Source organism: Citrobacter sp. CK198 (assembly GCF_030333295.1).
GTDB lineage: Bacteria > Pseudomonadota > Gammaproteobacteria > Enterobacterales > Enterobacteriaceae > Citrobacter_B > Citrobacter_B koseri.
Genome location: NZ_JAOWGE010000034.1, coordinates 282,158 through 306,999, shown reverse-complemented (window position 1 = coordinate 306,999; position 24,842 = coordinate 282,158). Strand labels below are relative to the sequence as shown.

The window sequence follows — 24,842 nt, the reverse complement described above, 5'->3', positions numbered from 1 at the left end:
GTCCTGACGTTCAGGGCATAAAAAAACCCGCCACGGCGGGTTTTTTCGTTTCTGCTTTCGCTTACATCAGCGGCGTAGCTAACTGCACGATGCTAATCAGCGGTTGCGGGTAGATACCCAGCACCAGAACCAGCAGCGCGGAGATCAGAACCACAATACCGCCCGCGCTGTACTGCCAGTTAGACGGCGCATCGCGGTTAAGCTGCTGCGGCGCGCTCAGATAGAGGCTTACCGCAACACGCAGGTAGTAGTAGAGACCAATCGCGGAACCAACCACCACCGCGGCAACCAGCCACCACAGGCTGGCCTGCACACCGACCGCCAGGACGTAGAACTTGCCGATAAAGCCCAGCGTCATCGGGATACCTGCCAGAGAGAGCATCATCACGGTCATCACCGCCGCGAGGATCGGACGATGCCAGAACAGACCACGGTAGGAGAACAGTGAATCGGCATCCGGGCCACGGAACGGGCTGGACATCAGGCTGACCACGCCGAACGCGCCGAGGCTGCTGAACAGATAACCGGCCAGATAAACGCCAACGGCTTCCATCGACATCTCGCCGCTTTGCAGGGCGATCAACGCCACCAGCAGATAGCCGAGGTGAGAGATAGAGGAATAACCGAGCAGACGCTTAATGTTGGTCTGGCTCAGCGCCATCAGGTTACCGAAGATGATGGAGGCAAAGGCAATCACGCCCAGCACGATACGTACCGCTTCGCTGTCGCCAACCGGCGCGTACAGGAACAGACGCATCACCACGCCGAAGATAGCGATTTTGCTCGCCGTCGCCAGGAAGGTGGAAACCGGCGCCGGCGCGCCCTGGTATACGTCTGGCGTCCACAGGTGGAACGGCACCAGCGAGAGTTTAAAGCCGAGACCAACAATCATCAGCCCGAAGCCCGCCAGCAGCAGCGGTTCGTGCAGCATGCCGTCGCCGAGGCTCTTACCGAGCGCGACAAACGACAGGTTGCCAGACTGCGCGTACACCAGCGCCATACCGAACAGCAGGAAGGAAGACGCTGCGGCAGACAGAATGGTGTATTTGATACTGGCTTCCAGCGAGCGTTTCTGACGGAAGGCGTAACCAATCAGGCCAAACAGCGGCAGAGAGATCAGCTCAATACCGAGGAACAGCGCCGCCAGGTGGTTGGCGTTCGCCAGCAGAATACCGCCCAATGCGGCAATCAGCACCAGCAGGTAGAACTCTTCCTGGTTATCGTTATAGCCTTCAAGCCACGGATAGGCAAAGGTACAGGTGGCAAGACTCGCCAGCAGAACCAGCCCGGTGTAAAGCATGGCGAAACCGTCAACGCGCATCAGCGGGGTGACGTCCATCGCGCCCGCCTGGCCAACAAACCAGAGCGAAACCAGCGCGGCGTTAAGCCCAATGACCGACAGCGTGGCATTGAGGAAGTGATTGCGTCGCCACGCAATGGAGAGCATCACAACCACCACCGTCAAGCCGACGATCAGCAGCGGTAGCAGCGCAATCAGGTGTTGTGGAGTTATTGTCATGGCGATTTACGGCCTTGTAGTAGTAACGGAATTAACAAACCACTGCTGGATGTTGCTCATCGCAGAATGCGAGGTATCCAGAATCGGCTGCGGATAGAAGCCAAGCAGTACCAGAAGCACGACCAGCAACAGGATGATAAACAGCTCTCGCAGCGACATCCCTGGCATGTCCTGGCTGGCAATCTGGCTCTTCGCTTTACCGAAGTAAGCGCGATGCAGCATCGCCAGCGAGTAAACGGAAGCAAACACCAGACCAAAGGTTGAGATCACGGTAATGACCGGAACCACCTGGTAGCTACCGAACAGAATCATAAATTCGCCAACGAAGTTACCGGTGCCCGGCATACCGAGCGTCGCCACCGCGAAGAACATCGACAGCGCAGGCAACCATTTAATTTTGCTCCACAGACCGCCCATCATACGCATATCACGCGTATGCAGACGTTCGTACAGCTGACCACACAGGATGAACAGACCCGCTGCCGACAGACCGTGCGCAATCATCTGGATTACAGCGCCCTGGTACGCCAGCTGGCTGCCGGTGTAGATAGCAATCAGTACGAAGCCCATGTGCGAAACGGAAGTGTACGCAATCAGACGTTTAATGTCGTACTGGGTGAAGGCCATCCACGCGCCGTAGAAGATGCCAATCACACCCAGCCACATCGCAATCGGCGCAAACTCGGCGGAGGCGTTCGGGAACAGCGGCAGCGAGAAGCGCAGCAGACCGTAAGCCGCCGTTTTCAGCAAAATACCGGCGAGGTCAACGGAACCTGCGGTCGGCGCCTGGGAGTGCGCGTCCGGCAGCCAGCCGTGTAGCGGAACCACCGGCATTTTCACCGCAAACGCGATGAAGAAGCCCAGCATCAGCAGGTATTCCACCCCGTGCGACATCGGCGTTTTCAGCAGGTCTTCGTAGTTGAAGGTCCAGACGCCGGTCGCATTGTGGTGTACAAACACCAGCGCCAGGATGGCAATCAGCATCACCAGACCGCTCGCCTGGGTATAGATGAAGAACTTGGTAGCCGCCGTGATACGCGTTTTACCGTCAGAGGCTTTGTGCCCCCACAGCGCGATCAGGAAGTACATCGGCACCAGCATCATTTCCCAGAAGAAGAAGAACAGGAACATGTCGATGGCAAGGAACACGCCGATAACGCCGCCCAGAATCCACATCAGGTTCAGGTGGAAGAAGCCCTGATATTTTTCGATTTCATTCCAGGAGCAGAGTACCGCCAGAACGCCCAGCAGACCGGTCAGCACCACCATCAGCAGCGACAAACCGTCGATAGCCAGATGGATAGAGATGCCGAAGCGCGGGATCCACGGCAGAATGAACTCAGACTGCCACTGCGGAATGCCAGCGGCTTGCGTCAGTGAATAGCCGCCCTGCAACCACAGTTGCAGGCCAAGCGCCAGCGTCAGTCCCATGGTGATCAGCGCAATCCAGCGCGGCACCTTCACGCCGAAGCGTTCGGTCTGCCAGCACAGAAAGCCACCGATAAAGGGAATTAATATTAGCCAGGGTAGTAACATGGCGATCTTTATTCCTTGTTAAAGTCCCATCAGGACCTGATTTTCAACGAATTCTCACAACAGAAAATTCACTTCGGATTGCGGCCTTTTTTGCCCGGTGGCGCTAACGCTTACCGGGCCTACAGATTCCCGTAGGTCGGATAAGCGCCAGCGCCATCCGACATCAACCCCACAATCCTCAAACTCAACGCAGTACCATCAACAGCGCCAGCACAACGACCGCACCGATGCTCATGGATGCCACATACCAGCGCAGATATCCGTTCTCGCTGAGCAGCAGGCCTTTACCTGCAAAGCGGGAAAGGATAGCCGGAACGTTCATCAGCGCATTGAGCGGGTCGCGTTTCAGCAGCCAGGCGACGCCGAGGAACGGCTTCACGAACACTTTGTCGTACAGCCAGTCGAAGCCCCAGGCGTTATACCACCAGGTGCCCAGCAGACGGCCCGGCGCACTGTTGGCGACAGAAGTCACCAGAGTACGTTTACCCAGCCACAGCCATGCGGCAATCAGGATGCCGACAATCGCAACCACGCCGGAGGCAATTTCCAGGGTCATCACGCGGCTATGCTCAAGCTCGGTCGTCTGCGGCAGCACACCCTGCAACGGCGGCACAATCAGCGCGCCAACAAAGGTGGACAGTACCATCAGCACAATCAGCGGCAGGTGATGCGTAATCCCCTTCCCTGCATGAGCGTGAATTTGTTCTTTACCGTGGAACACGATGAAAATCATACGGAAGGTGTACAAGGAGGTCATGAACGCACCGACCAGACCTGCAACCATCAGATTGATATGACCATTCGCCATCGCGCCAGCCAGAATCTCATCCTTACTGAAGAAGCCGGCGGTAATCAGCGGCAGAGCCGACAGCGCCGCGCCACCCACCAGGAAGCAGAGATAAACCAGCGGAATAGACTTACGCAGGCCGCCCATCTTGAAGATGTTCTGTTCGTGGTGGCAGGCCAGAATCACCGAGCCGGACGCCAGGAACAGCAGCGCTTTAAAGAAGGCGTGCGTCATCAGGTGGAAAATCGCCGCATCCCACGCCTGGACGCCCAGCGCCAGGAACATGTAGCCAATCTGGCTCATAGTGGAGTAAGCGAGAACACGTTTGATGTCGGTCTGCACCAGCGCGGCGAAACCGGCCAGCACCAGCGTAATCGCCCCAACGATCCCCACCAGATGCAGCACTTCCGGCGTCATCAGGAACAGGCCGTGGGTACGGGCAATCAGGTAAACACCGGCGGTAACCATCGTCGCGGCGTGGATCAGCGCGGAGACAGGCGTCGGGCCCGCCATCGCGTCTGCAAGCCAGGTCTGCAACGGCAGCTGCGCAGATTTACCTACCGCGCCGCCCAGCAGCATCAGCGTCGCCCACATCAGCATGTTGTTGCCGTCGGCGAAGTGCGCGGGCGCCAGTTCCACCATTTCGCGGAAGTTCAGGGTGCCCAGTTCGTTGTACAGAATGAACAGCGCAAACGCGAGGAACACGTCGCCCACACGGGTCACAACAAACGCTTTCATTGCCGCAGCGCCATTCTTCGGATCGGTGTAGTAGAAACCGATCAGCAGATAGGAGCACAGACCCACGCCTTCCCAGCCGAGGTACATCAACAGCAGGTTATCGGACAGCACCAGAATAACCATGCTGGCGATAAACAGGTTGGTGTAGGCGAAGAAGCGGGAGTATCCCTCTTCACCGCGCATATACCAGGAGGCGAACATGTGGATCAGGAAACCCACACCGGTCACTACCGAGAGCATAGTCAGCGACAGGCCGTCCAGCACCAGGTTGAAACCGATGTTGAAATCACCCACCGACATCCACGTCCACAGCGGCTGGCTGAACGCCTGCTTGCCGTTAGCGAAGAAGTCAACGCCGACAAACGCCGTCACCAGCGCCGCCAGGCCAATGGAGCCGACGCCCACGGTCGCGGATAGGTTTTCCGACCAGCGACCGCGAGAAAACGCCAGTAATACAAAGCCAATCAATGGCAGAATAATGGTTAAGGCAAGCATGTTCATCCACGCATCTCACTTACTGAATCGATGTTCAGGTTCTGGCGACGGCGATGAAGTTGCAGTAACAGCGCCAGGCCAATACTCGCCTCCGCAGCCGCAAGGCTGATGGCGAGAATGTACATCACCTGACCATCCGTCTGGCCCCAGTAGCTTCCGGCGACCACGAAGGCCAGCGCAGAGGCGTTAATCATGATTTCCAGCCCAATCAGCATAAACAGCAGATTGCGGCGGATAACCAGACCGGTTAAGCCCAGCACGAATAAAATCGCCGCGAGGATCAGTCCATGTTGTAAGGGGATCATGCGTGCTCCTCCGTTTTTCTTTTCGCGCTGTCACCAGGACGGTTGCTCAGCACTTCGCCCACACGCTCTTCGCGACCGACGTGGAAGGCGACAACCAGACCGGCCAGCAGCAGCATAGAGGCCAGTTCGACCGCCAGAACGTAAGGCCCAAACAGCGAGATACCGACCGCTTTGGCGCTAATTGGCGTACCGTCGATACCCTGGTCGTTGACGCCCAGAATGGCGTACACGATCACCACCAGCATGATGGCCGACAAAATCGCCGGGCCAATCCACACCTGCGGTTTCAGCCACTGGCGTTCCTGTTCGATTTCCGAACCGCCGAGGTTGAGCATCATGACCACGAACACGAACAGCACCATGATGGCGCCCGCATAAACGATAATTTCCAGCGCACCGGCAAAGTAAGCGCCCAGCGAGAAAAACACCCCGGAAATCGCCAACAGCGAAATAATCAGATACAGCAGCGCGTGTACCGGATTGGTATGGGTGATGACTCGCAAGGTTGCGAGAATGGCGATCAGGCCACAGATATAAAAAGCGAACTCCATTGCCCCTCTCCTTACGGTAACAGGCTCTTGACGTCGATAGGCTTGGCTTCGTTCTCTGCTTCGCCCTTATCTTTGCCGTCGATTGCCATACCTGCCATCCGGTAGAAGTTATATTCCGGGTATTTGCCCGGACCGGAGATCAGCAGATCCTCTTTCTCATAAACCAGGTCCTGGCGCTTGTACTCACCCATTTCAAAATCGGGGGTGAGCTGAATGGCCGTCGTCGGACAGGCTTCTTCGCACAGGCCGCAGAAAATGCAGCGTGAGAAGTTGATACGGAAAAACTCAGGATACCAGCGACCATCTTTCATCTCTGCTTTTTGCAGCGAGATACAGCCTACCGGGCAGGCTACCGCACACAGGTTACAGGCAACGCAACGCTCCTCGCCGTCCGGGTCGCGCGTCAGCACGATACGGCCACGGTAACGAGGCGGTAGATAGACCGGCTCTTCCGGGTACATCTGCGTTTCGCGTTTCGCGAACGCATGCAGGCCGATCATCCAGATACTGCGTACCTGGGTGCCGAAGCCTACTAACAATTCTTTTAAGGTCATGGTCTTTGTGCCCCTTATTGCGCCTGCCAGAGAATGACAGCCGCCGTTACCAGCAAGTTGATGAGCGTCAACGGCAGGCAGACTTTCCAGCCGAAGGACATTACCTGGTCATAACGAGGACGCGGTAACGACGCACGAATCAAAATGAACATCATCATAAAGAACGCGGTTTTCAGCGCGAACCAGATGAATGGCGGTAAGAACGGGCCATGCCAGCCACCGAAGAACAGCGTCACCATCAGCGCGGAGATAGTAACGATACCGATGTATTCCCCCACGAAGAACAGACCGAATTTCATACCGGAATATTCAATGTGATAACCATCGGCCAGTTCCTGCTCGGCTTCCGGCTGGTCAAACGGATGACGGTGACACACCGCCACGCCCGCGATGGCAAAGGTGACAAAACCAAAGAACTGCGGAATAACGTTCCAGATATCAGCCTGGTTGTTGACGATGTCGGTCATATTAAATGAACCGGCCTGCGCCACCACGCCCATCAGGGAAAGCCCGAGGAACACTTCGTAGCTGAGCGTTTGTGCTGATGCACGCATCGCCCCCAGCAGCGAGTATTTGTTGTTGCTCGACCAACCGGCGAACAGCACCGCATACACCGCCAGACCCGCCATCATCAGGAAGAACAGAATCCCGATGTTCAGGTCAGCGACAACCCAGGTCGGGCTAACCGGAACGATAGCGAACGCCAGCAGCAGCGAGGTAAAAGCGATCATCGGCGCCAGGGTAAAGATGACGCGATCCGAGAATTTCGGGATCCAGTCCTCTTTAAAGAACATTTTGATCATGTCCGCGACCAGCTGGAGCGAACCGCCCCAGCCAACGCGGTTTGGCCCATAACGGTTCTGGAACAGACCCAGCAGACGACGTTCGCCAAAGCTCATGAATGCCCCGCAGGTGACCACCACCAGCAGGATCACCACCGCTTTGAGAATGCTCAGCAGGATCTCGATCAGATCCGGTGTAATCCAACTCATTGTTGCGCCTCCTGCAGATTCTCAAGACGACCGCCCGCCAGAACCGGCGCGATGCCAGGCATACCCATCGGCAATCCGACCTGCCCTGCCGTTAAGCCTTCAGCGATTTCAACCGGCAGCGTTACCGTATTGCCGTCGTAGCTGAAGGAAACGCGCGTTCCCGCATTCACGCCCAACTTCGCGGCATCAGCCGGGTTGAGTTTGATGTACGGTTGCGGCATACGGCTCTGGAAGACCGGAGAGCGCTGCGACATTTCGTCACTGCCAAACAGGTGATAGTACGGCGCGATACGCCACTGACCATCCTGTGCCTGGAAGCTGGCCGGAACGGTAGTGAAGTAATCAAGACCGTTTTCAGATGCTTCAATCAAACGCACGCCCGGATCGCCATGACGCAGTTTGCCGCCCACTTCATCCTGGAACTTGTTCCACGCCTGCGGGGAGTTCCAGCCTGGCGCCCAGGCAAACGGAATCTGCGAACGCGGCGCGCCCGGCTGGTTGTTCCCTTCCATTGAGAAGGCGAACATGGTGTCTTTATCCTGCGGCTGACGCGGCTCGTGAACGCTGATGTTAGCGCGCATCGCGGTACGACCGCTGTAACGGTGCGGCTCACGCGCCAGTTTCTGCCCGCGAATGCGGAAGGTCGCGTCCGGCGCGGCATCTTTAATGCCCGCCAGTTGCGGCATTGCGGCGATCGCGGCGTCAATAACGTGGTCCAGTTGCGTCCAGTCCACCTCGCGGTTCTGCACGGTGCTGTGCAGCGAGTGCAGCCAGCGCCAGCTTTCCAGCATCACGGTGTTGCTGTCGTAATAGGCCGGGTCATAAACCTGGAAGAAACGCTGCGCGCGGCCTTCGTTGTTGATGACCGTACCGTCGCTTTCCGCAAAACTTGCGGCGGAGAGCACCAGATGCGCATTCTCCATAATCGCCGTGCGTTGATGGTCGACCACCATCACCAGCGGCGCTTTTGCCAGCGCGGCATTTACACGAACGGCGCTTGCATGACGGTGCAGATCGTTTTCCAGCACCACGACAGCGTCGGCACGACCGGTTTCCAGTTCGGTCAACGCGTCGTCCAGCGAACCGCCGCCCATCATGCCCAGCCCCATGCTGTTGACCGAACGGGCAATCATGGTGATGCCGACATCCGAACCACGGCCTTTCAGCGCTTTCGCCACGTTGGCGGCCGCCTGAATCACTTCCGCGCTACCGGCGTTGGTGCCGGAGATAATCAGTGGTTTCTTCGCACCAGCCAGCGCCTGAACGATGACGTCGATTTTGTTCTGCAAATCGCTGCTGATGCCGTCGACCACCGGTGCGCTGTCGTCCAGCGCATGAGCGATGGCAAAGCCTAAACGCGCCTGATCTTCCACCGGCGCACGGTAAGTCCATGCCGCGATGTCGTCCAGACGGGTGTTGTCAACGTTGGTCACAAACAGCGGATGCTTAGCGCGCTGGCCGATGTTGAGGATGGCCGCAATCTGCCAGTCGGCCACTTTCTGGGCCGCCGCCATTTCACGCGCTTTGCCTTTCACCGCCTGGCGAACCGCCAGCGCAACGCGCGCGCCGGTCTGGGTAATATCTTCGCCCAGCACCAGTACCGCATCGTAAGATTCGATGTCACGCAGCGCCGGAGTATGAATGCCGCCTTCGCGCAGCACTTTCAGCGCCAGTTGCAGACGTTCCTGCTCGCCCTGAGCGATACCGGTATAGAAGTTATCCGCGCCCACCAGTTCACGCAGCGCGAAGTTGCTCTCAACGCTGGCGCGCGGAGAACCGATGCCGATCACTTTCTTCGACTGACGCAGAATATCCGCCGCGCCCTGCATCGCCTGCTCGGCGTTGAGGGTGATCAGGTCATCGCCACGACGCTGAATCGGCTGACGAGGCCTGTCTTTCAGGTTCACATAACCATAACCGAAACGACCACGGTCGCAGAGGAAGTAGTGGTTAACGGTCCCGTTGTAACGGTTCTCGATACGACGCAGTTCGCCGTAGCGCTCGCCCGGGCTGGTGTTACAACCGAGGGAGCACTGCTGGCAGATGCTTGGCGCAAACTGCATGTCCCACTTACGGTTATAACGCTCGGAGTGCGTTTTGTCGGTGAATACGCCGGTCGGGCAGATTTCCACCAGGTTGCCGGAGAATTCGCTTTCAAGCGTACCGTCTTCAGGACGACCGAAGTAGACGTTGTCATGCGCGCCATATACGCCCAGATCCGCGCCGTCTGCGTAGTCTTTGTAGTAACGCACGCAGCGGTAGCAGGCGATGCAGCGGTTCATTTCGTGAGAGATGAACGGCCCCAAATCCTGGTTGCGGTGAGTACGCTTAGTGAAACGGTAACGACGGAAGTTGTGGCCCGTCATCACGGTCATATCCTGAAGGTGGCAGTTACCGCCCTCTTCACAGACCGGACAATCGTGCGGGTGGTTGGTCATTAACCATTCCACCACGCTTTCGCGGAACTGTTTCGCTTCTTCGTCATCAATAGAAATAAAGGTGCCGTCGGTGGCAGGCGTCATACAAGACATCACCAGGCGACCACGCGTATCTTCCGCGTTTTGATATTGCTTCACCGCACACTGGCGGCAAGCACCGACGCTACCCAGCGCCGGGTGCCAGCAAAAGTACGGAATATCAAGGCCGAGGGACAGACATGCCTGTAGCAGGTTGTCTGCGCCGTTGACCTCATATTCTTTGCCGTCTACATGAATCGTAGCCATAGTCAGCATGCTTCCAGTTGGCTTAGTCAGGGACTAAGCGTTAATCGAATGACTTATCGCGATGCAGGGGTAAGCCCGCAATTACCAGCGCTCTTTCAGCAGGTTCGGCTGTATACCACCAATCACATGGGTATTGCTGAACGGCTGCTTGATGCCAGCTTCGAATTCTTCGCGGAAATATTTAATGGCGCTCTGCAACGGTTCGACCGCGCCTGGTGCATGCGCACAGAAGGTTTTACCCGGCCCGAGGAAACGACACAGTTGCTCAAGTGTCTCGATATCCCCAGGCTGGCCTTCGCCGCGTTCCAGCGCACGCAGAATTTTTACACTCCACGGCAGACCGTCGCGGCACGGCGTACACCAGCCGCACGATTCACGCGCAAAAAACTCTTCCAGGTTACGCACCAGCGACACCATGCCAATTTCGTGGTCAACGGCCATCGCCAGCGCCGTACCCAGACGACTGCCCGCTTTACCGATGCTTTCAAATTCCATCGGCAGGTCGAGGTGCGCTTCGGTCAGGAAGTCGGTTCCCGCGCCGCCTGGCTGCCAGGCTTTGAATTTCAGGCCATCGCGCATGCCACCGGCGTAATCTTCGAGGATCTCACGCGCGGTAGTGCCGAACGGCAGTTCCCACAGTCCCGGATTTTTCACGCGACCGGAGAAGCCCATCAGCTTGGTGCCCGCATCTTTGCTCTTCGAAATGTTCTGATACCACTCCACGCCGTTCGCGAGGATCGCCGGGACGTTACACAGCGTTTCCACGTTGTTGACGCAGGTCGGCTTGCCCCATACGCCGGAGCTTGCCGGGAACGGCGGCTTGGAGCGCGGGTTGGCGCGACGACCTTCGAGGGAGTTAATCAACGCGGTTTCTTCACCGCAGATGTAACGCCCTGCCCCGGTGTGGACAAACAGTTCGAAGTCGAAACCGGTGCCCATGATGTTTTTGCCGAGCAGACCGGCTTCGGTCGCTTCCGCGATTGCGCGGCGCAGATGCACAGCCGCCTCGATGTATTCGCCACGCAGGAAGATGTAGCCACGGTACGCTTTCAGGGCAAAGGCGGAGATCAACATACCTTCCACCAGCAGGTGCGGCAGTTGCTCCATCAGCAGACGGTCTTTATAGGTGCCCGGCTCCATTTCATCGGCGTTACACAGCAGGTAACGGATGTTCATGGATTCATCTTTCGGCATCAGGCTCCACTTCAGACCGGTGGAGAAGCCCGCGCCGCCGCGCCCTTTCAGGCCAGCGTCTTTCACCTGATTGACGATCTCGTCAGGAGACAGCCCGGTCAGCGCTTTACGCGCGCCTTCGTAGCCGTTTTTACTACGGTATTCGTCCAGCCATACCGGCTGCTTGTCATCGCGCAGACGCCAGGTCAGCGGATGCGTTTCGGGAGTACGGATAACGTTTTTCATTTATACCGCTCCAGTAGTTCGGGAATGGCTTCCGGGGTCAGATGGCTGTGAGTATCCTCATCAATCATCATGTTCGGCCCTTTGTCGCAGTTCCCCAGGCAACAGGTCGGCAGCAGCGTAAAGCGACCGTCAAAGGTCGTCTGCCCCGGCTTGATATTGAGTTTTTTCTCCAGCGCGGCCTGGATCCCCTGATAACCGGTGATATGGCACACCACGCTGTCACAGTAACGGATCACATGGCGACCGACCGGCTGGCGGAAGATCTGGCTGTAGAATGTAGCGACGCCTTCGACATCGCTCGCCGGAATACCCAGCACGTCGGCGATCGCGTAGATCGCGCCATCCGGCACCCAGCCACGCTGCTTCTGTACGATTTTCAGCGCTTCAATGGACGCCGCACGCGGGTCTTCGTAGTGGTGCTTCTCGTGCTCAATGGCTTCACGCTCTGCCGCACTCAGCTCAAAAGCCTCGGTTTGTGGTTGTTGATTCTCGTGCATAATTAGCGGTCCACATCTGACATAACAAAATCGATACTACCTAAATGAACGATCAGGTCAGACACCAGGCTGCCGCGTACCGCCACCGGAATCTGCTGCAAATGCGCATAGCTCGGGGTACGGATACGAGTACGGTAACTCATGGTGCTGCCATCGCTGGTCAGGTAGTAACTGTTAATACCCTTGGTCGCCTCTACCATCTGGAAGGATTCATTCGCAGGCATGACCGGGCCCCACGACACTTGCAGGAAGTGGGTGATCAGGGTTTCGATATGTTGCAGCGTGCGCTCTTTCGGCGGCGGCGTCGTCAGCGGGTGATCCGCTTTGAACGGGCCTTCCGGCATGTTATTGAGGCACTGCTCAAGGATGCGCAAACTCTGACGCAGCTCTTCGACTTTCAGCATCACGCGGGTATAGCAGTCGGACACGCCGCCGCCAACCGGGATTTCAAAGTCAAAGTTCTCGTAGCCAGAGTACGGACGTGATTTACGCACGTCGAAATCAATACCGGTTGCACGCAGCGCGGCGCCTGTACAGCCCCAGTCCAGCGCTTCTTTCTTGCCGTAAGCGGCAACGCCCTGGGAACGCCCTTTCAGGATGGTGTTGCGCAGCGCCGCTTTCTCGTAGGAGTCCAGACGCTTCGGCATCCAGTCCAGGAAATCGCGCAGCAGGCGATCCCAGCCGCGCGGCAGGTCGTGCGCGACGCCGCCGATACGGAACCAGGCCGGGTGCATACGGAAACCGGTGATTGCTTCCACCACATCGTAAATTTTCTGACGGTCGGTAAAGGCGAAGAAGACCGGGGTCATCGCGCCGACGTCCTGAATAAACGTCGAGATGTACAGCAGGTGGCTGTTAATGCGGAACAGTTCGGAGAGCATAACGCGAATCACGTTTACGCGATCCGGTACGGTAATACCCGCCAGTTTTTCTACCGCCAGTACGTACGGCATTTCGTTGACGCAGCCGCCGAGGTATTCGATACGGTCGGTATACGGAATGTAGCTGTGCCAGGACTGGCGTTCGCCCATTTTCTCAGCGCCACGGTGGTGGTAGCCGATGTCAGGCACGCAGTCGACAATTTCTTCGCCGTCAAGCTGAAGAACGATACGGAATGCGCCGTGTGAGGACGGGTGGTTCGGACCGAGGTTGAGGAACATAAAGTCCTCGTTTTCGGTGCCGCGTTGCATCCCCCAGTCTTCCGGTTTGAAGGTCAGCGCTTCCATCTCCAGATCCTGCTTGGCTTTGGTCAGCTCAAACGGATCGAATTCGGTGGCGCGCGCCGGGTAGTCTTTACGCAGCGGATGCCCTTCCCAGGTCGGCGGCATCAGCAGACGCGTCAGGTGCGGGTGGCCGTCAAACGTGATGCCAAACATCTCCCAGGTTTCACGCTCGTACCAGTTGGCGTTCGGGAAGAGTTTGGTAAACGTCGGCACATGCAGGTCGTTTTCAGACAATGCCACCTTGAGCATGATGTCGCGATTGCGGTCTATTGAGATCAGGTGGTAGAAAACGGAAAAATCCGCAGCGGGTAATCCGTCGCGGTGCGTGCGCAGACGCTCGTCCATGCCGTGTAAGTCAAACAGCATGACGTAAGGTTTCGGCAGTTTCTTTAAGAAATCGCCAACTTCCAGTAATTGTTCACGCTTGACCCAAACAACGGGTACCCCGGTGCGGGTCGCCTGAACGGTAAAGGCATCCGGCCCAAAACGGTTGCGCAGTTCGCCAATGACCGGGTCATCCAGATGATCCCGGGTTTGCCATACAGCGTCTTGCGCGGTTAAGTCGGTCATATTGTTCACCATTGCAAATGGTCCGTGGTAGTCGGCAGTGCTTCGCGTTATTTATGTAGTGATAAGCGAAGTGAAGTCTGCTGCCGACAGGCGCAAATTAAATCTCGTCTGGTGTACGTAGATTCGTTACTGCAATGCGTTCGCCGCGTTTACGTTCGCGCTCTGACTGCATATTGGCGCGATAAACGCCCTGATCGCCAACCACCCAGGAGAGCGGACGACGTTCTTTGCCAATAGATTCCTGCAACAACATCAGCGCCTGCATGTACGCTTCAGGGCGCGGCGGGCAGCCCGGGATATACACATCTACCGGGATAAATTTATCAACGCCCTGCACAACCGAATAAATATCGTACATACCGCCAGAGTTAGCGCATGCCCCCATGGAAATCACCCACTTCGGCTCCAGCATCTGGTCATACAAACGCTGAATGACAGGCGCCATCTTGGTAAAGCATGTTCCCGCTACCACCATCAGGTCGGCCTGACGCGGCGAAGCACGCAGTACTTCCGCGCCGAAGCGCGCCACGTCATGCACGGCGGTAAAAGAGGTCACCATCTCGACATAGCAGCAGGAAAGGCCGAAGTTATACGGCCAAATTGAATTCTTACGACCCCAGTTAACCATGTCATGCAGCGCATGTTCGAGCTTGCCCATGTACACGCTTTTGTTGATTTCTTGCTCCAGGGGGTCGGTTACGATCTCCTGTTTTTGCAGGGGGTAACGGTCATTCTCACCGTTGGGATCTATGCGGGTGAGCGTATAATCCATCTTAATGCCTCGCGGTTAGCGTTGACGATTAGCGATACTGTTCGTTTCCGGGTTCATACGCTCGCGGCGTGAACGCGCGGGCGTCCAGTCCAGCGCGCCAATACGCACCAGATAAACCAGACCAGCCAGTAACACAAAAATAAAAATTGCAGCTTCCACAAAGCCTACCCAACCGCTTTCACGGATAGAGGTCGACCATGCGAACAGATACAGCGCTTCAACGTCGAAGATAACGAAGAACATGGCTACCAGGTAAAACTTGGCAGACAGGCGTAAGCGGGCGGAGCCGACCGAGTCGATACCTGATTCAAACGGGGTGTTTTTCGACCTCGCGCGTGCGCGACCGCCTAAAAACCAACCGCCGACGAGCATCAGGCAGCACAGGCCAATGGCAATAATAAGAAAGATAGCGAATGCCCAGTGATGAGCGATGATTTCAGTGGATGTTGACATACTCATTGCTTACTCATCAAAAGTAGCGCCAAATTCTCTGCTCTTTTCGGCAGATGAACGCCACATCGATTCATGGGGAGGAATAAAAAAAACCTTACAATCACTGTAGAAAATGATTAAACAGCTAATTGATGTGGTTTTTTACTCCTTTCTATAACCTTTTGTCAACTTTAACAAAAGTTTCCTCACATTAATTTACATCGACCCAACACCATTAACATTTAATGCCATTTTGACTGATTTCGATCGCATCACCAGCCCGAATTTAATGTTGTTGAATCGTGTCCGTTGTGAAGTAAATGAGATAATACACTCCTATTTTGACAGGATTTTACGCAGATGCCTCCCCCTAAATGGGAGTATTTTCTTGATCTGTGACACGCTTTTGTTAATCCGCCATAAAAAACAGCAACAATTTCTCTAGTTTTTTAACATGGAAACAAAACCAGACCGTCAGTGCCTATTTTTCATCCAAATTAACAGGTTAATGACTACTTACTGATTTTTTAGGCTTTTTCCCGCATTTACGTCCGAAACGCCGGTAAATTGTATAAAAAAAGAACCGCTGGATGTTTTTTCAGCATCAGCGGCCCTTTTTTACACTTACATTTTATAACGTTTTTTTTGTGACTGGCTACTCAAAGTCACCTTCAACCATCAGCGAATCGTCTCCTCCTTCGGGAGTAAACTGACTGTATTGCCAGGGGTTTTGGTAACTGTCCATCGCCTGATAGATAACCTGCGCCAGTTCGTTCTGGCCTGATGGATCGCGACACAGTAAGTATTCCGTGTCTGGCAACGGCGGTAATCCATCCGCAGCGCCGAGCACGCGTAAATCCGGGCTCATCATCTCGACCGGTCGCGCGGTGATCCCCAGTCCGGCTTTTACGGCCGCGCGTACCGCCGCTAACGTTGAGGCCACATAGGCAAGGCGCCAGGGAATATTCGCCGCATTCAACGTCGCTAATACGATATCGCGGAACGGGCTGGGATCGTCTAACAACACCAGCGGGATCGGTTCCCCCTTCTGTAACACATATTCCGCCGCGCAATACCAGTGTGTCGGCGATGTGCGCAGGTTCAGGAACTCGAAAGATCCCGGACGGTGCGTAGTGACAATCAAATCCACTTCCTGCGATTTCAGCATATCCACCATAAAGGCGTTACGTTTCACCCTCACATCCAGAGCAAGCTTCGGGTAAACCGAACTGATCCGATTGAGCAGGAAAGGCAATATCGTATCGGCGGATTCATCAGAAGCGCCAATTGTTAATACGCCCTGAAGATTGCTAAACATCAATGATGAGCACGCCTCATCATTAAAGCGCAGGATTTTTCTGGCGTAACCCAGAAGCTGAATACCGTGTTCAGTCAACAGCTTGTTACGACCATGACGGGCGAACAACTCCTTGCCCACAAGCTGCTCAAGACGCTGCATTTGCTGGCTCACCGCAGACTGAGTACGACATACCGCCGCCGCCGCAGCGGCGAACGTGTTCAGATCGGCAACAGCAACAAACGTTCTCAGCAGATCGAGGTCGAGGTTAATTATCGGACGATTTGCATTTATCATAATTTTTCACTTACTGGCGGGTCATACCATGCTGACCTGGTTAATGCTGTGTGTTCATAAACAAACAATTCCATTTGTAATGTGCTTCCCTCGCCGTTTCACTTGCGTAACCAAGTGAAAGTAAAAATGTATTTGGTGCTGCTAACAACCTCTTCTCCTTTCTTTTCGAATAATCCCAGAGGTCATTACCAGGGATATATCGAGGAGAAGACGCATACCTTTTTAGGTAACAACGGAATTCTGCTAAGGATAAACGTGTAATTTTGTAAATGTAAAAGAAGTTAACGGACATTTACCGACACAAAAAAAGCCTACTGAGCAACAAGTTAGTTATAGATGCTCGTCATAAAAATTAGCAGACAACGCAGACTGCGCACCATTTCCTGGGGCTTATCTTAACCCAAAACCACTATATTTATAAGCCTTAATACGAATAATCTGAAGCGTGATTATGTTATCTTAACTAAGAAAATTATGTATTATTAATCTCACCAGCAGGTGCTTTTTAAATATTAAATAATAATTAATTAAGATCGCCACTACTCATTAATTCTACTTAACAATAGATTTACACCCTAACGTTTACAGATCATGGCGATAACAGTAGTTTCGTAAAAGCATTCAGTATTTTCCTGATAATTGAGTTATGCTGACGCCGCTAACACTTTCCTCCCTGAGTTTAGACTATTTTTTAACAAAACATACAACCACACAAAAGCCTGATACTAAAAATAAAAAACCAATAAAACAAATAAAAGCAGTAATAAAAACCGAAGAAATGGCATTAAAGCAGGACTTAACAGCACAATCCCACACTAAGCCTGAGCAAAATCTTCTACTGCTGACCCTTCAAAACTCACCGCTGTGGGAGTACATTGTTCCGTGCTGACTTCCACGGCAGGGAGTGGCGATAACAGCTAAAAAGGTCAAGATTCATGTCCCCCATTGAAAAATCCAGCAAACTAGAAAATGTCTGTTATGACATCCGCGGCCCTGTTCTGAAAGAAGCGAAACGCCTGGAAGAAGAAGGCAATAAAGTTCTGAAACTGAACATCGGCAACCCCGCCCCTTTTGGGTTTGAAGCGCCTGATGAGATCCTGGTCGATGTCATCCGCAATTTGCCAACGGCGCAGGGGTATTGCGATTCAAAGGGTCTGTATTCCGCACGCAAAGCGATCATGCAGCATTACCAGGCGCGCGGCATGCGCGACGTCACCGTAGAAGATATCTATATTGGTAACGGCGTATCCGAATTGATCGTGCAGGCAATGCAGGCGTTGCTGAACAGCGGGGACGAAATGCTGGTTCCCGCGCCGGATTACCCGCTGTGGACAGCGGCAGTCTCGCTCTCCAGCGGCAAAGCGGTACACTATCTTTGCGATGAATCTTCTGACTGGTTCCCGGATCTCGACGACATCCGCGCCAAAATCACGCCGCGTACCCGTGGCATTGTGATAATCAACCCGAATAACCCAACCGGCGCGGTTTACTCCAAAGAGCTGCTGATGGAGATCGTTGAGATTGCCCGTCAACATAATCTGATCATTTTCGCCGATGAGATTTACGACAAGATCCTCTACGACGACGCTGAGCATCATTCTATCGCCGCGCTGGCGCCGGATCTGCTGACCATTACGTTCAACGGGCTGTCCAAAACCTATCGCGTCGCCGGATTCCGCCAGGGCTGGATGGTGCTGAATGGGCCGAAAAAACACGCCAAAGGCTACATTGAAGGGCTGGAGATGCTGGCGTCAATGCGTCTGTGCGCCAACGTTCCGGCGCAGCACGCGATCCAGACGGCGCTGGGCGGCTACCAGAGTATTAGCGAATTCATCATGCCGGGCGGGCGTTTGTATGAACAACGTAACCGTGCGTGGGAGCTGATTAACGATATTCCGGGCGTTTCCTGCGTGAAACCGCGCGGCGCACTGTATATGTTCCCGAAAATAGATGCGAAGCGCTTTAACATCCACGATGACCAGAAGATGGTGCTCGACTTCCTGTTGCAGGAAAAAGTGCTGCTGGTGCAGGGAACCGCGTTCAACTGGCCCTGGCCGGATCACTTCCGCATTGTAACGCTGCCTCGTATTGACGACATCGAAATGTCGCTGAGTAAATTCGGGCGCTTCCTGTCAGGGTATCATCAGCTGTAACCGTAAACTGGCCGTCGGATGCAACGTGAGAAAGACGAGTATTTGCATCCGATGGCCTTCTCTGCGCACAATGACCCTCAGGTTGTCATCATGAAAAGGTCACTATGAAGCAGAGCCATTTTTTTGCCCACCTCTCCCGCCTGAAACTGATTAACCGCTGGCCATTGATGCGCAACGTGCGCACCGAAAACGTCTCCGAACACAGTTTGCAGGTGGCGATGGTCGCCCACGCGCTTGCCGCTATCAAAAATCGCAAATTCGGCGGCCAGGTCAATGCCGAGCGTATCGCGCTACTGGCGATGTACCACGATGCCTCTGAAGTGTTGACCGGCGATCTCCCGACCCCGGTGAAATACTTCAATTCGCAAATCGCGCAGGAATACAAAGCGATTGAGAAAATTGCTCAGCAAAAACTGGTGGATATGGTTCCTGACGAACTGCGCGATATTTTTGCACCGCTGATCGACGAGCATGCTTACAGCGAAGAAGAGAAATCGGTTGTGAAGCAAGCCGACGCGCTTTGCGCCTATCTGAAGTGTCTGGAAGAGTTATCGGCGGGCAATAATGAATTCCTGCTGGCAAAAACGCGACTGGAAAAAACCCTGGCGTCGCGCCGCAGCGAAGAGATGGACTATTTTATGGCGGTGTTTGTGCCCAGTTTTCACCTCTCGCTGGATGAAATCAGCCAGGATTCGCCGCTATAAATCGTTTTGCCGGATGGCGACGTAAACGTCTTATCCGACCTACTGCTACATTTGTAGGCCGGATAAGCGAATAGCGCCATCCGGCAAAAAATCAAAACGGAAACAGCACCGGGATCATCACCACGCATACCGCCATAACGATTATCGTAAACGGCACCCCAATCTTAACAAAGTCGCTAAAACTGTAGTTCCCCGGCCCCAAAACCAGCGTGTTTACCGGCGAGGAGACCGGCGTCATGAACGCCGCCGACGCCGCCATTGCCACCACCATCGCGAAAGGATACGGTGACACCCCCATCGACTTCGCTGCCGCAAGGGCTATCGGCGCCATCAGCACGGCGGTCGCGGTATTGGAAATAAACAGCCCGATGGTGGCGCACAGCACAAACAGACATGCCAGCATCATATAGGGGCCATAACCGCCGCCGACATCCATCAATCCTTTAACGACCAGATCAACGCCGCCGGTCTTTTGCAACGCCAGCGCAAAAGGCATCATCCCGACAATCAGGATAATGCTCGGCCAGTGAATCGCTTTGTAGGAGCTTTCTGCATCAATACAGCGGAATTTCCCCATCAGCAGGCAAGCAATGATTGCCGCGATCGGGTTAGGGATCTCATCGGTCAGCATCAGCGCAACCATCAGCACCAGACAGAAGATCGCATGCGGCGCCTGGCTGTGCGCCGGGGAGGCATCGCTCACTTCCACAGGCATATTCAGCACCACGAAGTCACGGCCCTGCTTCGCCAGTTGACCAATCAACTTCCAGTTTCCCACCACCAGAATAATGTCGCCCATTAACAGCGCTTCATCCGCAAGCGACCCTTCGATTGCCACGCCGTCACGCTTCAGACCGACGACATTCAGGCCATAGCGCGTACGAAAACCGATCTCGCGCACCGATTTGCCAATCAGTTCCGATTCGGGAATCAGGGAGATTTCCGCCATCCCCACGTCCAGCGCCTGATCGGAAAAATACTCGCCGCGTAAAACCATCGGCTCCAGCAGTTGCTCGCTGCAAAATTCCCGGAGATCCACCTCTGCGGCAGACATATCGATCAGTAACACATCGCGGGCGCGAAATTCCGACACCCCATTGACGTTAACAATAACGCGCCGAAAGCGCCGCCAGCGTTCAACGCCGATCACGTTCGCGCCATAGCGCTCACGCAGCTTAAGGTCATCCAGACGCTGGCCGACCATCGGCGAACCTGGGCGAATGGCAAGCCGACGAGCGCGACCGGTCAGACGGTACTCTTTGATTAAATCGCGAAAGGCGCGACGCTTCCAGCCATCACGCTGCTGCGACGCATCATCCCCTTTCAACATAAAGCGCATCACCAGCATGTAGATAATGCCGAGGAACAGCACCACCAGCCCAATCGGCGTGACGCTAAAGAAGCTAAAACCGTGCAGCCCTTCGCGCAGCAGTTCACTGTTCACCACCAGGTTGGGCGGCGTCGCCACCAGCGTCATCATGCCGCTGATAAGACCGGCAAAACTGAGCGGCATCATCAGGCGTGAAGGCGAGGTCTGCATACGCATAGAAACGCTTAACACCACCGGGATGAAAATCGCGACCACGCCGGTTGAACTCATAAACGCGCCAAGCCCGGCAACGGTGATCATCAGCAGCACCAGCATTTTGACTTCGCTGCTACCGGCCATTTTCACCAGCCAGGCGCCCATGACCGTCGCGACGCCGGTACGCACCAGACCGTCGCCGATAATGAACAAGGCGGCAATCAGAACAACGTTAGGATCGCTGAAGCCGGAAAAGGCCTCTGAGATGCTCAATGTTCCACTCAGAACAAAGGCGACAATGACCAGCAAAGCAATCGCGTCCATGCGCACTTTGCCCGTCGCAAACAAGATAACGGCAATCGCCAGTAAGGAGAGAACCCATATCAATTCACCGTTCACAACATATCCTTGTTAAATGAGAGGGATGGACTGATTCTGCCATAAAAAAGCCCCAACAATGCGGGGCTAAATCATGTTCAGGTATTTCTAAGAACGACCACGTTTCCGTTGGGCTGTTTGGTCACGGAAATGTGCTCAAGGCTGCTCAGGGCAAAATCGACGTCCGCAATGCGGGGCGTGTCCTCAGGCGCATTGACCGCAATGACATGACACCCGGCGGCCAGCCCGGAGAGAATCCCGGCAGGCGCGTCTTCCACCACCGCGCATTCCTGCGGCGAGAGGCCGAGCAGTTGGGCGCCCAGCAGATAGGCATCCGGTTCCGGTTTGCCGCGTTTCACGCGTTCAGCGGTAACAAACACCTCTGGCGCAGGAAGGCCGGCCGCCTGATGGCGCGCCCGCGCAACCGGCATCGAGCCTGAAGTAACGATAGCCCAGGGGATACCGGCTTTATTGAGATGGTTCAGCAATTCGACCGCGCCCGGCAACGCCACAATCCCTGCCGTATCCGTCGCTTCTATCTGTTCCAGACGGGTAAACTCTGCGGCGATCTCCTCCTCCGGCTTTCCCGCCATGAAGTGTCGCAGAGAAGTGATAGCCTGCTTGCCATGAATAAAGCTCAGCACTTCATCATGCGTGAGGCCAAAACGATCGGCCCAGTTGCACCATGTCCGCTCTACAACGGGTAAGGAGTCAACCAACGTTCCATCCAGATCAAACAGAAAGCCTTTGCACTGCACGCTCACCCCCTCAGGCATTGATAATCTGATTAATTTCGTTCGAGCTCAGGTGATACTGGCGCGGGCAGGAGTGCCAGACATTCAGCATACGCTGGTATTTTTCCCACATCGGCGTCTGGGCATTAAAGCCATGCGTACCGGCATCAAAGTGGGTATAGCGCCCTTCCACGTTCACCATAAAGCGAACGTAGCCCAGATAACGCGCTTCGGTTGCGGCATCAAACCCGAGGAACGTCACGCGACGCTCGTCAATGGTCTGCGCGTCTTTCAGGTTAGTCCAGGACACATGTAAGGCGTGATACATCTCCATGATATCGATAATCGTGCGGCAGGTTTCTTCCTTCAGTTCGCCAAACTCACGATCCAGCTCACGCATCTGCAAGCCGTAGCCGCGTTCAATGATCGTTTGCAGACGGCGATAACGCTCGGCGTTGGTCGGGTCGAGCATGGTCATCATTTTGTACTGGTTAGACAAAATCAGACGTTGAGCGTTGGTCATTTCCATTTTGGGACTCCTGTATCACTCTACTGCGGTCAAAAAAAGAAGGCATTGGTATGCCTTCTTTTATATGCGTAATCAGGGGTCAATTACAAATCATCAAGGAAAGTTTTATCCAGTTGTTTGAAGGCGCGCTTAAGCGTGTCAGCTAATGCCTGGTAATCCGGCTTGCCTTCTACTGGCGACAACGCCTGCCCGGCTTCCTGCAATTTTCCCCGAACCTCATAGAACCAGTTCAGGATGGAAGGCGGGAGTGGCGTAACGGAGCGTTTTCCCAGCCACCACATGCCTTGCATCGGTAAACTGAGCGCAAACAGGGCTGTGGCAACCGCCGGGCCTAACTGACCGCCCAGCGCGATTTGCCAGCACAGCGTAAACACCGCGATCGGCGGCATAAAGCGAATGGCGTAACGCGTCATACGAATCACGCGGTTCTCAACAAAGACCGGCGCAAGGCGCTTTTCCATCGGCCACGTCTTTGCGTAGTGCTGCCCCCGGCGAAACAAACTAAAAAAATTCACGGAGCGATTATCCGGTGTCGACATGGCTTTACCTCAACTTCACATATAAAAATTCAAAAATTTGTGCAAAACAACAACTGCAAGGGACATCGTTCAAAACATTTTGTCATTGATACCCACTATCAGGTATCCTGTGTCGGCCTCTAAGGCCAGTAGTCCAAAATCATTGAGTCGTCAAATTTACATATAGTATGCCATTGGCTGAAAAATACGCAAAATGGCATAGACTCAAAGGTATTTCTTCCATCATGCCGAAAAAGATTATTGCGCATGATGTTAATCATAAACGTCAGCGTCATCATGCGTTACGCTCTATGGCTCACTGACGTTTTTTTAGCCACGTATCATAAATAGGTACTTCCATGTCGAGTAAGTTAGTACTGGTTCTGAACTGCGGTAGCTCCTCACTGAAATTTGCAATCATCGATGCAGCGAACGGTGAAGAATACCTTTCTGGTTTAGCCGAATGTTTCCATCTTCCTGAAGCACGTATCAAATGGAAAATGGACGGCAATAAACAAGAAGCGGCTTTAGGTGCAGGCGCCGCTCACAGTGAAGCGCTGAACTTTATTGTTAATACTATTCTGGCACAAAAACCAGAACTGTCTGCGCAGTTGACCGCAATTGGTCACCGTATCGTACACGGCGGCGAGAAGTATACCAGCTCCGTGGTCATTGATGACTCCGTTATCCAGGGCATCAAAGACGCTGCGCCGTTCGCTCCGCTGCACAACCCGGCTCACCTGATCGGGATTACTGAAGCGCTGAAATCCTTCCCGGAACTGAAAGAAAAGAACGTTGCAGTGTTCGACACCGCGTTCCATCAGACCATGCCGGAAGAGTCTTACCTGTATGCCCTGCCGTACAGCCTGTACAAAGAACACGGCGTACGTCGTTACGGTTTCCACGGCACCAGCCACTACTATGTGACTCAGGAAGCCGCAAAAATGCTGAACAAGCCAGTTGAAGAACTGAACATCATCACCTGCCATCTGGGCAACGGTGGTTCCGTTTCTGCAATCCGCAACGGCCAGTGCGTTGACACCTCTATGGGTCTGACCCCGCTGGAAGGTCTGGTGATGGGCACCCGTACCGGTGACATCGACCCGGCAATCATCTTCTTCCTGCATGACAACCTGGGCATGAACATCGATCAGATCAACAAAATGCTGACCAAAGAATCAGGTCTGTTGGGTCTGACCGAAGTCACCAGCGACTGCCGTTATGTTGAAGACAACTACACCGCTAAAGAAGATGCAAAACGTGCGATGGACGTATACTGCCACCGTCTGGCGAAATACATCGGCTCTTACACCGCGCTGATGGAAGGTCGTCTGGACGCAGTGGTCTTCACTGGCGGTATCGGTGAAAACGCGGCGATGGTGCGTGAGCTGTCTCTGGGTAAACTGGGCGTGCTGGGCTTTGAAGTCGATCACGAACGTAACCTGGCTGCCCGTTTCGGCAAATCTGGTTTCATCAACAAAGAAGGTACCCGTCCTGCGGTGGTTATCCCAACCAACGAAGAACTGGTTATCGCGCAAGACGCGAGCCGTCTGACTGCCTGATTTTACACCGCCAGCCTAGCTGGCGGTGCTGT

At 54.6% G+C, this 24,842-nt stretch carries 22 protein-coding genes; 4 read left to right on the top strand and 18 right to left on the bottom strand.

From position 1 onward, the window contains the following. Positions 1 to 61: 61 nt before the first annotated feature. From nuoN to lrhA, 14 genes are all read right to left on the bottom strand, one after another. Complete coding sequence (gene nuoN / locus OGY62_RS16535; RefSeq protein WP_012131501.1) at positions 62 to 1,519, bottom strand: NADH-quinone oxidoreductase subunit NuoN; 1,458 nt, start codon at positions 1,517 to 1,519, stop codon at positions 62 to 64. A 6-nt stretch (positions 1,520 to 1,525) separates the two neighbouring features. Then, a complete protein-coding gene (gene nuoM / locus OGY62_RS16530; RefSeq protein ID WP_012131500.1) occupies positions 1,526 to 3,055 on the bottom strand; it encodes an NADH-quinone oxidoreductase subunit M in 1,530 nt (509 codons plus the stop codon). Between the two features lie 184 nt (positions 3,056 to 3,239). Then, positions 3,240 to 5,081, bottom strand: coding sequence for an NADH-quinone oxidoreductase subunit L (nuoL, locus tag OGY62_RS16525; RefSeq protein ID WP_012131499.1), 1,842 nt, complete (start codon positions 5,079 to 5,081; stop codon positions 3,240 to 3,242). After that, on the bottom strand, positions 5,078 to 5,380 hold the full coding sequence (gene nuoK / locus OGY62_RS16520) for an NADH-quinone oxidoreductase subunit NuoK (RefSeq protein WP_000612644.1): 303 nt from the start codon (positions 5,378 to 5,380) through the stop codon (positions 5,078 to 5,080). The genes nuoL and nuoK overlap by 4 nt, the downstream gene beginning before the upstream one ends. Next, the gene (nuoJ, locus tag OGY62_RS16515; RefSeq protein WP_012131498.1) at positions 5,377 to 5,931 is read right to left on the bottom strand and encodes an NADH-quinone oxidoreductase subunit J; all 555 of its coding nucleotides are present in this window, start codon (positions 5,929 to 5,931) and stop codon (positions 5,377 to 5,379) included. The genes nuoK and nuoJ overlap by 4 nt, the downstream gene beginning before the upstream one ends. An 11-nt stretch (positions 5,932 to 5,942) precedes the next feature. After that, a complete protein-coding gene (gene nuoI, locus OGY62_RS16510) occupies positions 5,943 to 6,485 on the bottom strand; it encodes an NADH-quinone oxidoreductase subunit NuoI (protein ID WP_012131497.1) in 543 nt (180 codons plus the stop codon). A gap of 14 nt (positions 6,486 to 6,499) precedes the next feature. Continuing rightward, positions 6,500 to 7,477: an NADH-quinone oxidoreductase subunit NuoH gene (gene nuoH, locus OGY62_RS16505; RefSeq protein WP_012131496.1), complete on the bottom strand. Its 978-nt coding sequence runs from the start codon at positions 7,475 to 7,477 to the stop codon at positions 6,500 to 6,502. Next, positions 7,474 to 10,200 (bottom strand): NADH-quinone oxidoreductase subunit NuoG, encoded by a 2,727-nt coding sequence (nuoG, locus tag OGY62_RS16500; RefSeq protein WP_286460295.1) that lies wholly within the window; start codon positions 10,198 to 10,200, stop codon positions 7,474 to 7,476. The genes nuoH and nuoG overlap by 4 nt, the downstream gene beginning before the upstream one ends. An 81-nt stretch (positions 10,201 to 10,281) precedes the next feature. Beyond that, positions 10,282 to 11,619, bottom strand: a complete 1,338-nt coding sequence (gene nuoF / locus OGY62_RS16495; protein WP_012131494.1) for an NADH-quinone oxidoreductase subunit NuoF — start codon at positions 11,617 to 11,619, stop codon at positions 10,282 to 10,284. Beyond that, positions 11,616 to 12,116 carry an NADH-quinone oxidoreductase subunit NuoE gene (gene nuoE / locus OGY62_RS16490; protein ID WP_012131493.1) on the bottom strand — a complete coding sequence of 167 codons (501 nt, stop codon included), beginning with the start codon at positions 12,114 to 12,116 and terminating at the stop codon, positions 11,616 to 11,618. Before nuoE ends, nuoF begins: the two co-directional genes overlap by 4 nt. 2 nt (positions 12,117 to 12,118) lie before the next feature. Beyond that, on the bottom strand, positions 12,119 to 13,921 hold the full coding sequence (gene nuoC / locus OGY62_RS16485) for an NADH-quinone oxidoreductase subunit C/D (RefSeq protein WP_012131492.1): 1,803 nt from the start codon (positions 13,919 to 13,921) through the stop codon (positions 12,119 to 12,121). 85 nt (positions 13,922 to 14,006) lie between these two features. Next, positions 14,007 to 14,681 (bottom strand): NADH-quinone oxidoreductase subunit NuoB, encoded by a 675-nt coding sequence (gene nuoB / locus OGY62_RS16480; RefSeq protein ID WP_012131491.1) that lies wholly within the window; start codon positions 14,679 to 14,681, stop codon positions 14,007 to 14,009. Positions 14,682 to 14,696: 15 nt separating this feature from the next. Beyond that, positions 14,697 to 15,140, bottom strand: coding sequence for an NADH-quinone oxidoreductase subunit NuoA (gene nuoA, locus OGY62_RS16475; RefSeq protein WP_012131490.1), 444 nt, complete (start codon positions 15,138 to 15,140; stop codon positions 14,697 to 14,699). 628 nt (positions 15,141 to 15,768) lie between these two features. Beyond that, positions 15,769 to 16,707, bottom strand: coding sequence for a transcriptional regulator LrhA (gene lrhA / locus OGY62_RS16470; RefSeq protein ID WP_012131489.1), 939 nt, complete (start codon positions 16,705 to 16,707; stop codon positions 15,769 to 15,771). Positions 16,708 to 17,353: 646 nt separating this feature from the next. Here lrhA and OGY62_RS16465 point away from each other — a divergent pair. The 3 genes from OGY62_RS16465 (at position 17,354) to yfbR (ending at position 19,564) form a co-directional block, all read left to right on the top strand. After that, on the top strand, positions 17,354 to 17,596 hold the full coding sequence (locus OGY62_RS16465) for a hypothetical protein (protein WP_286460294.1): 243 nt from the start codon (positions 17,354 to 17,356) through the stop codon (positions 17,594 to 17,596). 46 nt (positions 17,597 to 17,642) lie between these two features. Continuing rightward, entirely contained in the window at positions 17,643 to 18,860 is a 1,218-nt protein-coding gene (gene alaA, locus OGY62_RS16460; RefSeq protein ID WP_012131487.1) for an alanine transaminase AlaA, read from the top strand. A 104-nt stretch (positions 18,861 to 18,964) separates the two neighbouring features. After that, complete coding sequence (gene yfbR, locus OGY62_RS16455; RefSeq protein ID WP_012131486.1) at positions 18,965 to 19,564, top strand: 5'-deoxynucleotidase; 600 nt, start codon at positions 18,965 to 18,967, stop codon at positions 19,562 to 19,564. Positions 19,565 to 19,655: 91 nt separating this feature from the next. On the opposite strand, the gene OGY62_RS16450 is transcribed toward yfbR, so the two are convergent. The 4 genes from OGY62_RS16450 to yfbV all read right to left on the bottom strand — a co-directional run bounded on the left by OGY62_RS16450 (position 19,656) and on the right by yfbV (position 23,269). After that, complete coding sequence (locus tag OGY62_RS16450; RefSeq protein ID WP_012131485.1) at positions 19,656 to 21,488, bottom strand: SLC13 family permease; 1,833 nt, start codon at positions 21,486 to 21,488, stop codon at positions 19,656 to 19,658. Between the two features lie 77 nt (positions 21,489 to 21,565). After that, positions 21,566 to 22,243, bottom strand: coding sequence for a sugar phosphatase (locus tag OGY62_RS16445; protein ID WP_012131484.1), 678 nt, complete (start codon positions 22,241 to 22,243; stop codon positions 21,566 to 21,568). Further along, the gene (locus OGY62_RS16440; RefSeq protein ID WP_012131483.1) at positions 22,236 to 22,730 is read right to left on the bottom strand and encodes a YfbU family protein; all 495 of its coding nucleotides are present in this window, start codon (positions 22,728 to 22,730) and stop codon (positions 22,236 to 22,238) included. The genes OGY62_RS16445 and OGY62_RS16440 overlap by 8 nt, the downstream gene beginning before the upstream one ends. 83 nt (positions 22,731 to 22,813) lie before the next feature. Then, entirely contained in the window at positions 22,814 to 23,269 is a 456-nt protein-coding gene (gene yfbV / locus OGY62_RS16435) for a terminus macrodomain insulation protein YfbV (protein WP_003028087.1), read from the bottom strand. A gap of 338 nt (positions 23,270 to 23,607) precedes the next feature. On the opposite strand from yfbV, the gene ackA reads away from it, so the two are divergent. Then, the gene (ackA, locus tag OGY62_RS16430; protein ID WP_012131481.1) at positions 23,608 to 24,810 is read left to right on the top strand and encodes an acetate kinase; all 1,203 of its coding nucleotides are present in this window, start codon (positions 23,608 to 23,610) and stop codon (positions 24,808 to 24,810) included. Positions 24,811 to 24,842 lie beyond the last annotated feature (32 nt).

What these genes read in the sequence shown, in the direction of transcription:
- nuoN (WP_012131501.1), bottom strand. Translation starts at nt 1,519, where the DNA reads ATGACAATAACTCCACAACACCTGATTGCGCTGCTACCGCTGCTGATC.
- nuoM (WP_012131500.1), bottom strand. Translation starts at nt 3,055, where the DNA reads ATGTTACTACCCTGGCTAATATTAATTCCCTTTATCGGTGGCTTTCTG.
- nuoL (WP_012131499.1), bottom strand. Translation starts at nt 5,081, where the DNA reads ATGAACATGCTTGCCTTAACCATTATTCTGCCATTGATTGGCTTTGTA.
- nuoK (WP_000612644.1), bottom strand. Translation starts at nt 5,380, where the DNA reads ATGATCCCCTTACAACATGGACTGATCCTCGCGGCGATTTTATTCGTG.
- nuoJ (WP_012131498.1), bottom strand. Translation starts at nt 5,931, where the DNA reads ATGGAGTTCGCTTTTTATATCTGTGGCCTGATCGCCATTCTCGCAACC.
- nuoI (WP_012131497.1), bottom strand. Translation starts at nt 6,485, where the DNA reads ATGACCTTAAAAGAATTGTTAGTAGGCTTCGGCACCCAGGTACGCAGT.
- nuoH (WP_012131496.1), bottom strand. Translation starts at nt 7,477, where the DNA reads ATGAGTTGGATTACACCGGATCTGATCGAGATCCTGCTGAGCATTCTC.
- nuoG (WP_286460295.1), bottom strand. Translation starts at nt 10,200, where the DNA reads ATGGCTACGATTCATGTAGACGGCAAAGAATATGAGGTCAACGGCGCA.
- nuoF (WP_012131494.1), bottom strand. Translation starts at nt 11,619, where the DNA reads ATGAAAAACGTTATCCGTACTCCCGAAACGCATCCGCTGACCTGGCGT.
- nuoE (WP_012131493.1), bottom strand. Translation starts at nt 12,116, where the DNA reads ATGCACGAGAATCAACAACCACAAACCGAGGCTTTTGAGCTGAGTGCG.
- nuoC (WP_012131492.1), bottom strand. Translation starts at nt 13,921, where the DNA reads ATGGTGAACAATATGACCGACTTAACCGCGCAAGACGCTGTATGGCAA.
- nuoB (WP_012131491.1), bottom strand. Translation starts at nt 14,681, where the DNA reads ATGGATTATACGCTCACCCGCATAGATCCCAACGGTGAGAATGACCGT.
- nuoA (WP_012131490.1), bottom strand. Translation starts at nt 15,140, where the DNA reads ATGAGTATGTCAACATCCACTGAAATCATCGCTCATCACTGGGCATTC.
- lrhA (WP_012131489.1), bottom strand. Translation starts at nt 16,707, where the DNA reads ATGATAAATGCAAATCGTCCGATAATTAACCTCGACCTCGATCTGCTG.
- OGY62_RS16465 (WP_286460294.1), top strand. Translation starts at nt 17,354, where the DNA reads ATGCTGACGCCGCTAACACTTTCCTCCCTGAGTTTAGACTATTTTTTA.
- alaA (WP_012131487.1), top strand. Translation starts at nt 17,643, where the DNA reads ATGTCCCCCATTGAAAAATCCAGCAAACTAGAAAATGTCTGTTATGAC.
- yfbR (WP_012131486.1), top strand. Translation starts at nt 18,965, where the DNA reads ATGAAGCAGAGCCATTTTTTTGCCCACCTCTCCCGCCTGAAACTGATT.
- OGY62_RS16445 (WP_012131484.1), bottom strand. Translation starts at nt 22,243, where the DNA reads ATGCCTGAGGGGGTGAGCGTGCAGTGCAAAGGCTTTCTGTTTGATCTG.
- OGY62_RS16440 (WP_012131483.1), bottom strand. Translation starts at nt 22,730, where the DNA reads ATGGAAATGACCAACGCTCAACGTCTGATTTTGTCTAACCAGTACAAA.
- yfbV (WP_003028087.1), bottom strand. Translation starts at nt 23,269, where the DNA reads ATGTCGACACCGGATAATCGCTCCGTGAATTTTTTTAGTTTGTTTCGC.
- ackA (WP_012131481.1), top strand. Translation starts at nt 23,608, where the DNA reads ATGTCGAGTAAGTTAGTACTGGTTCTGAACTGCGGTAGCTCCTCACTG.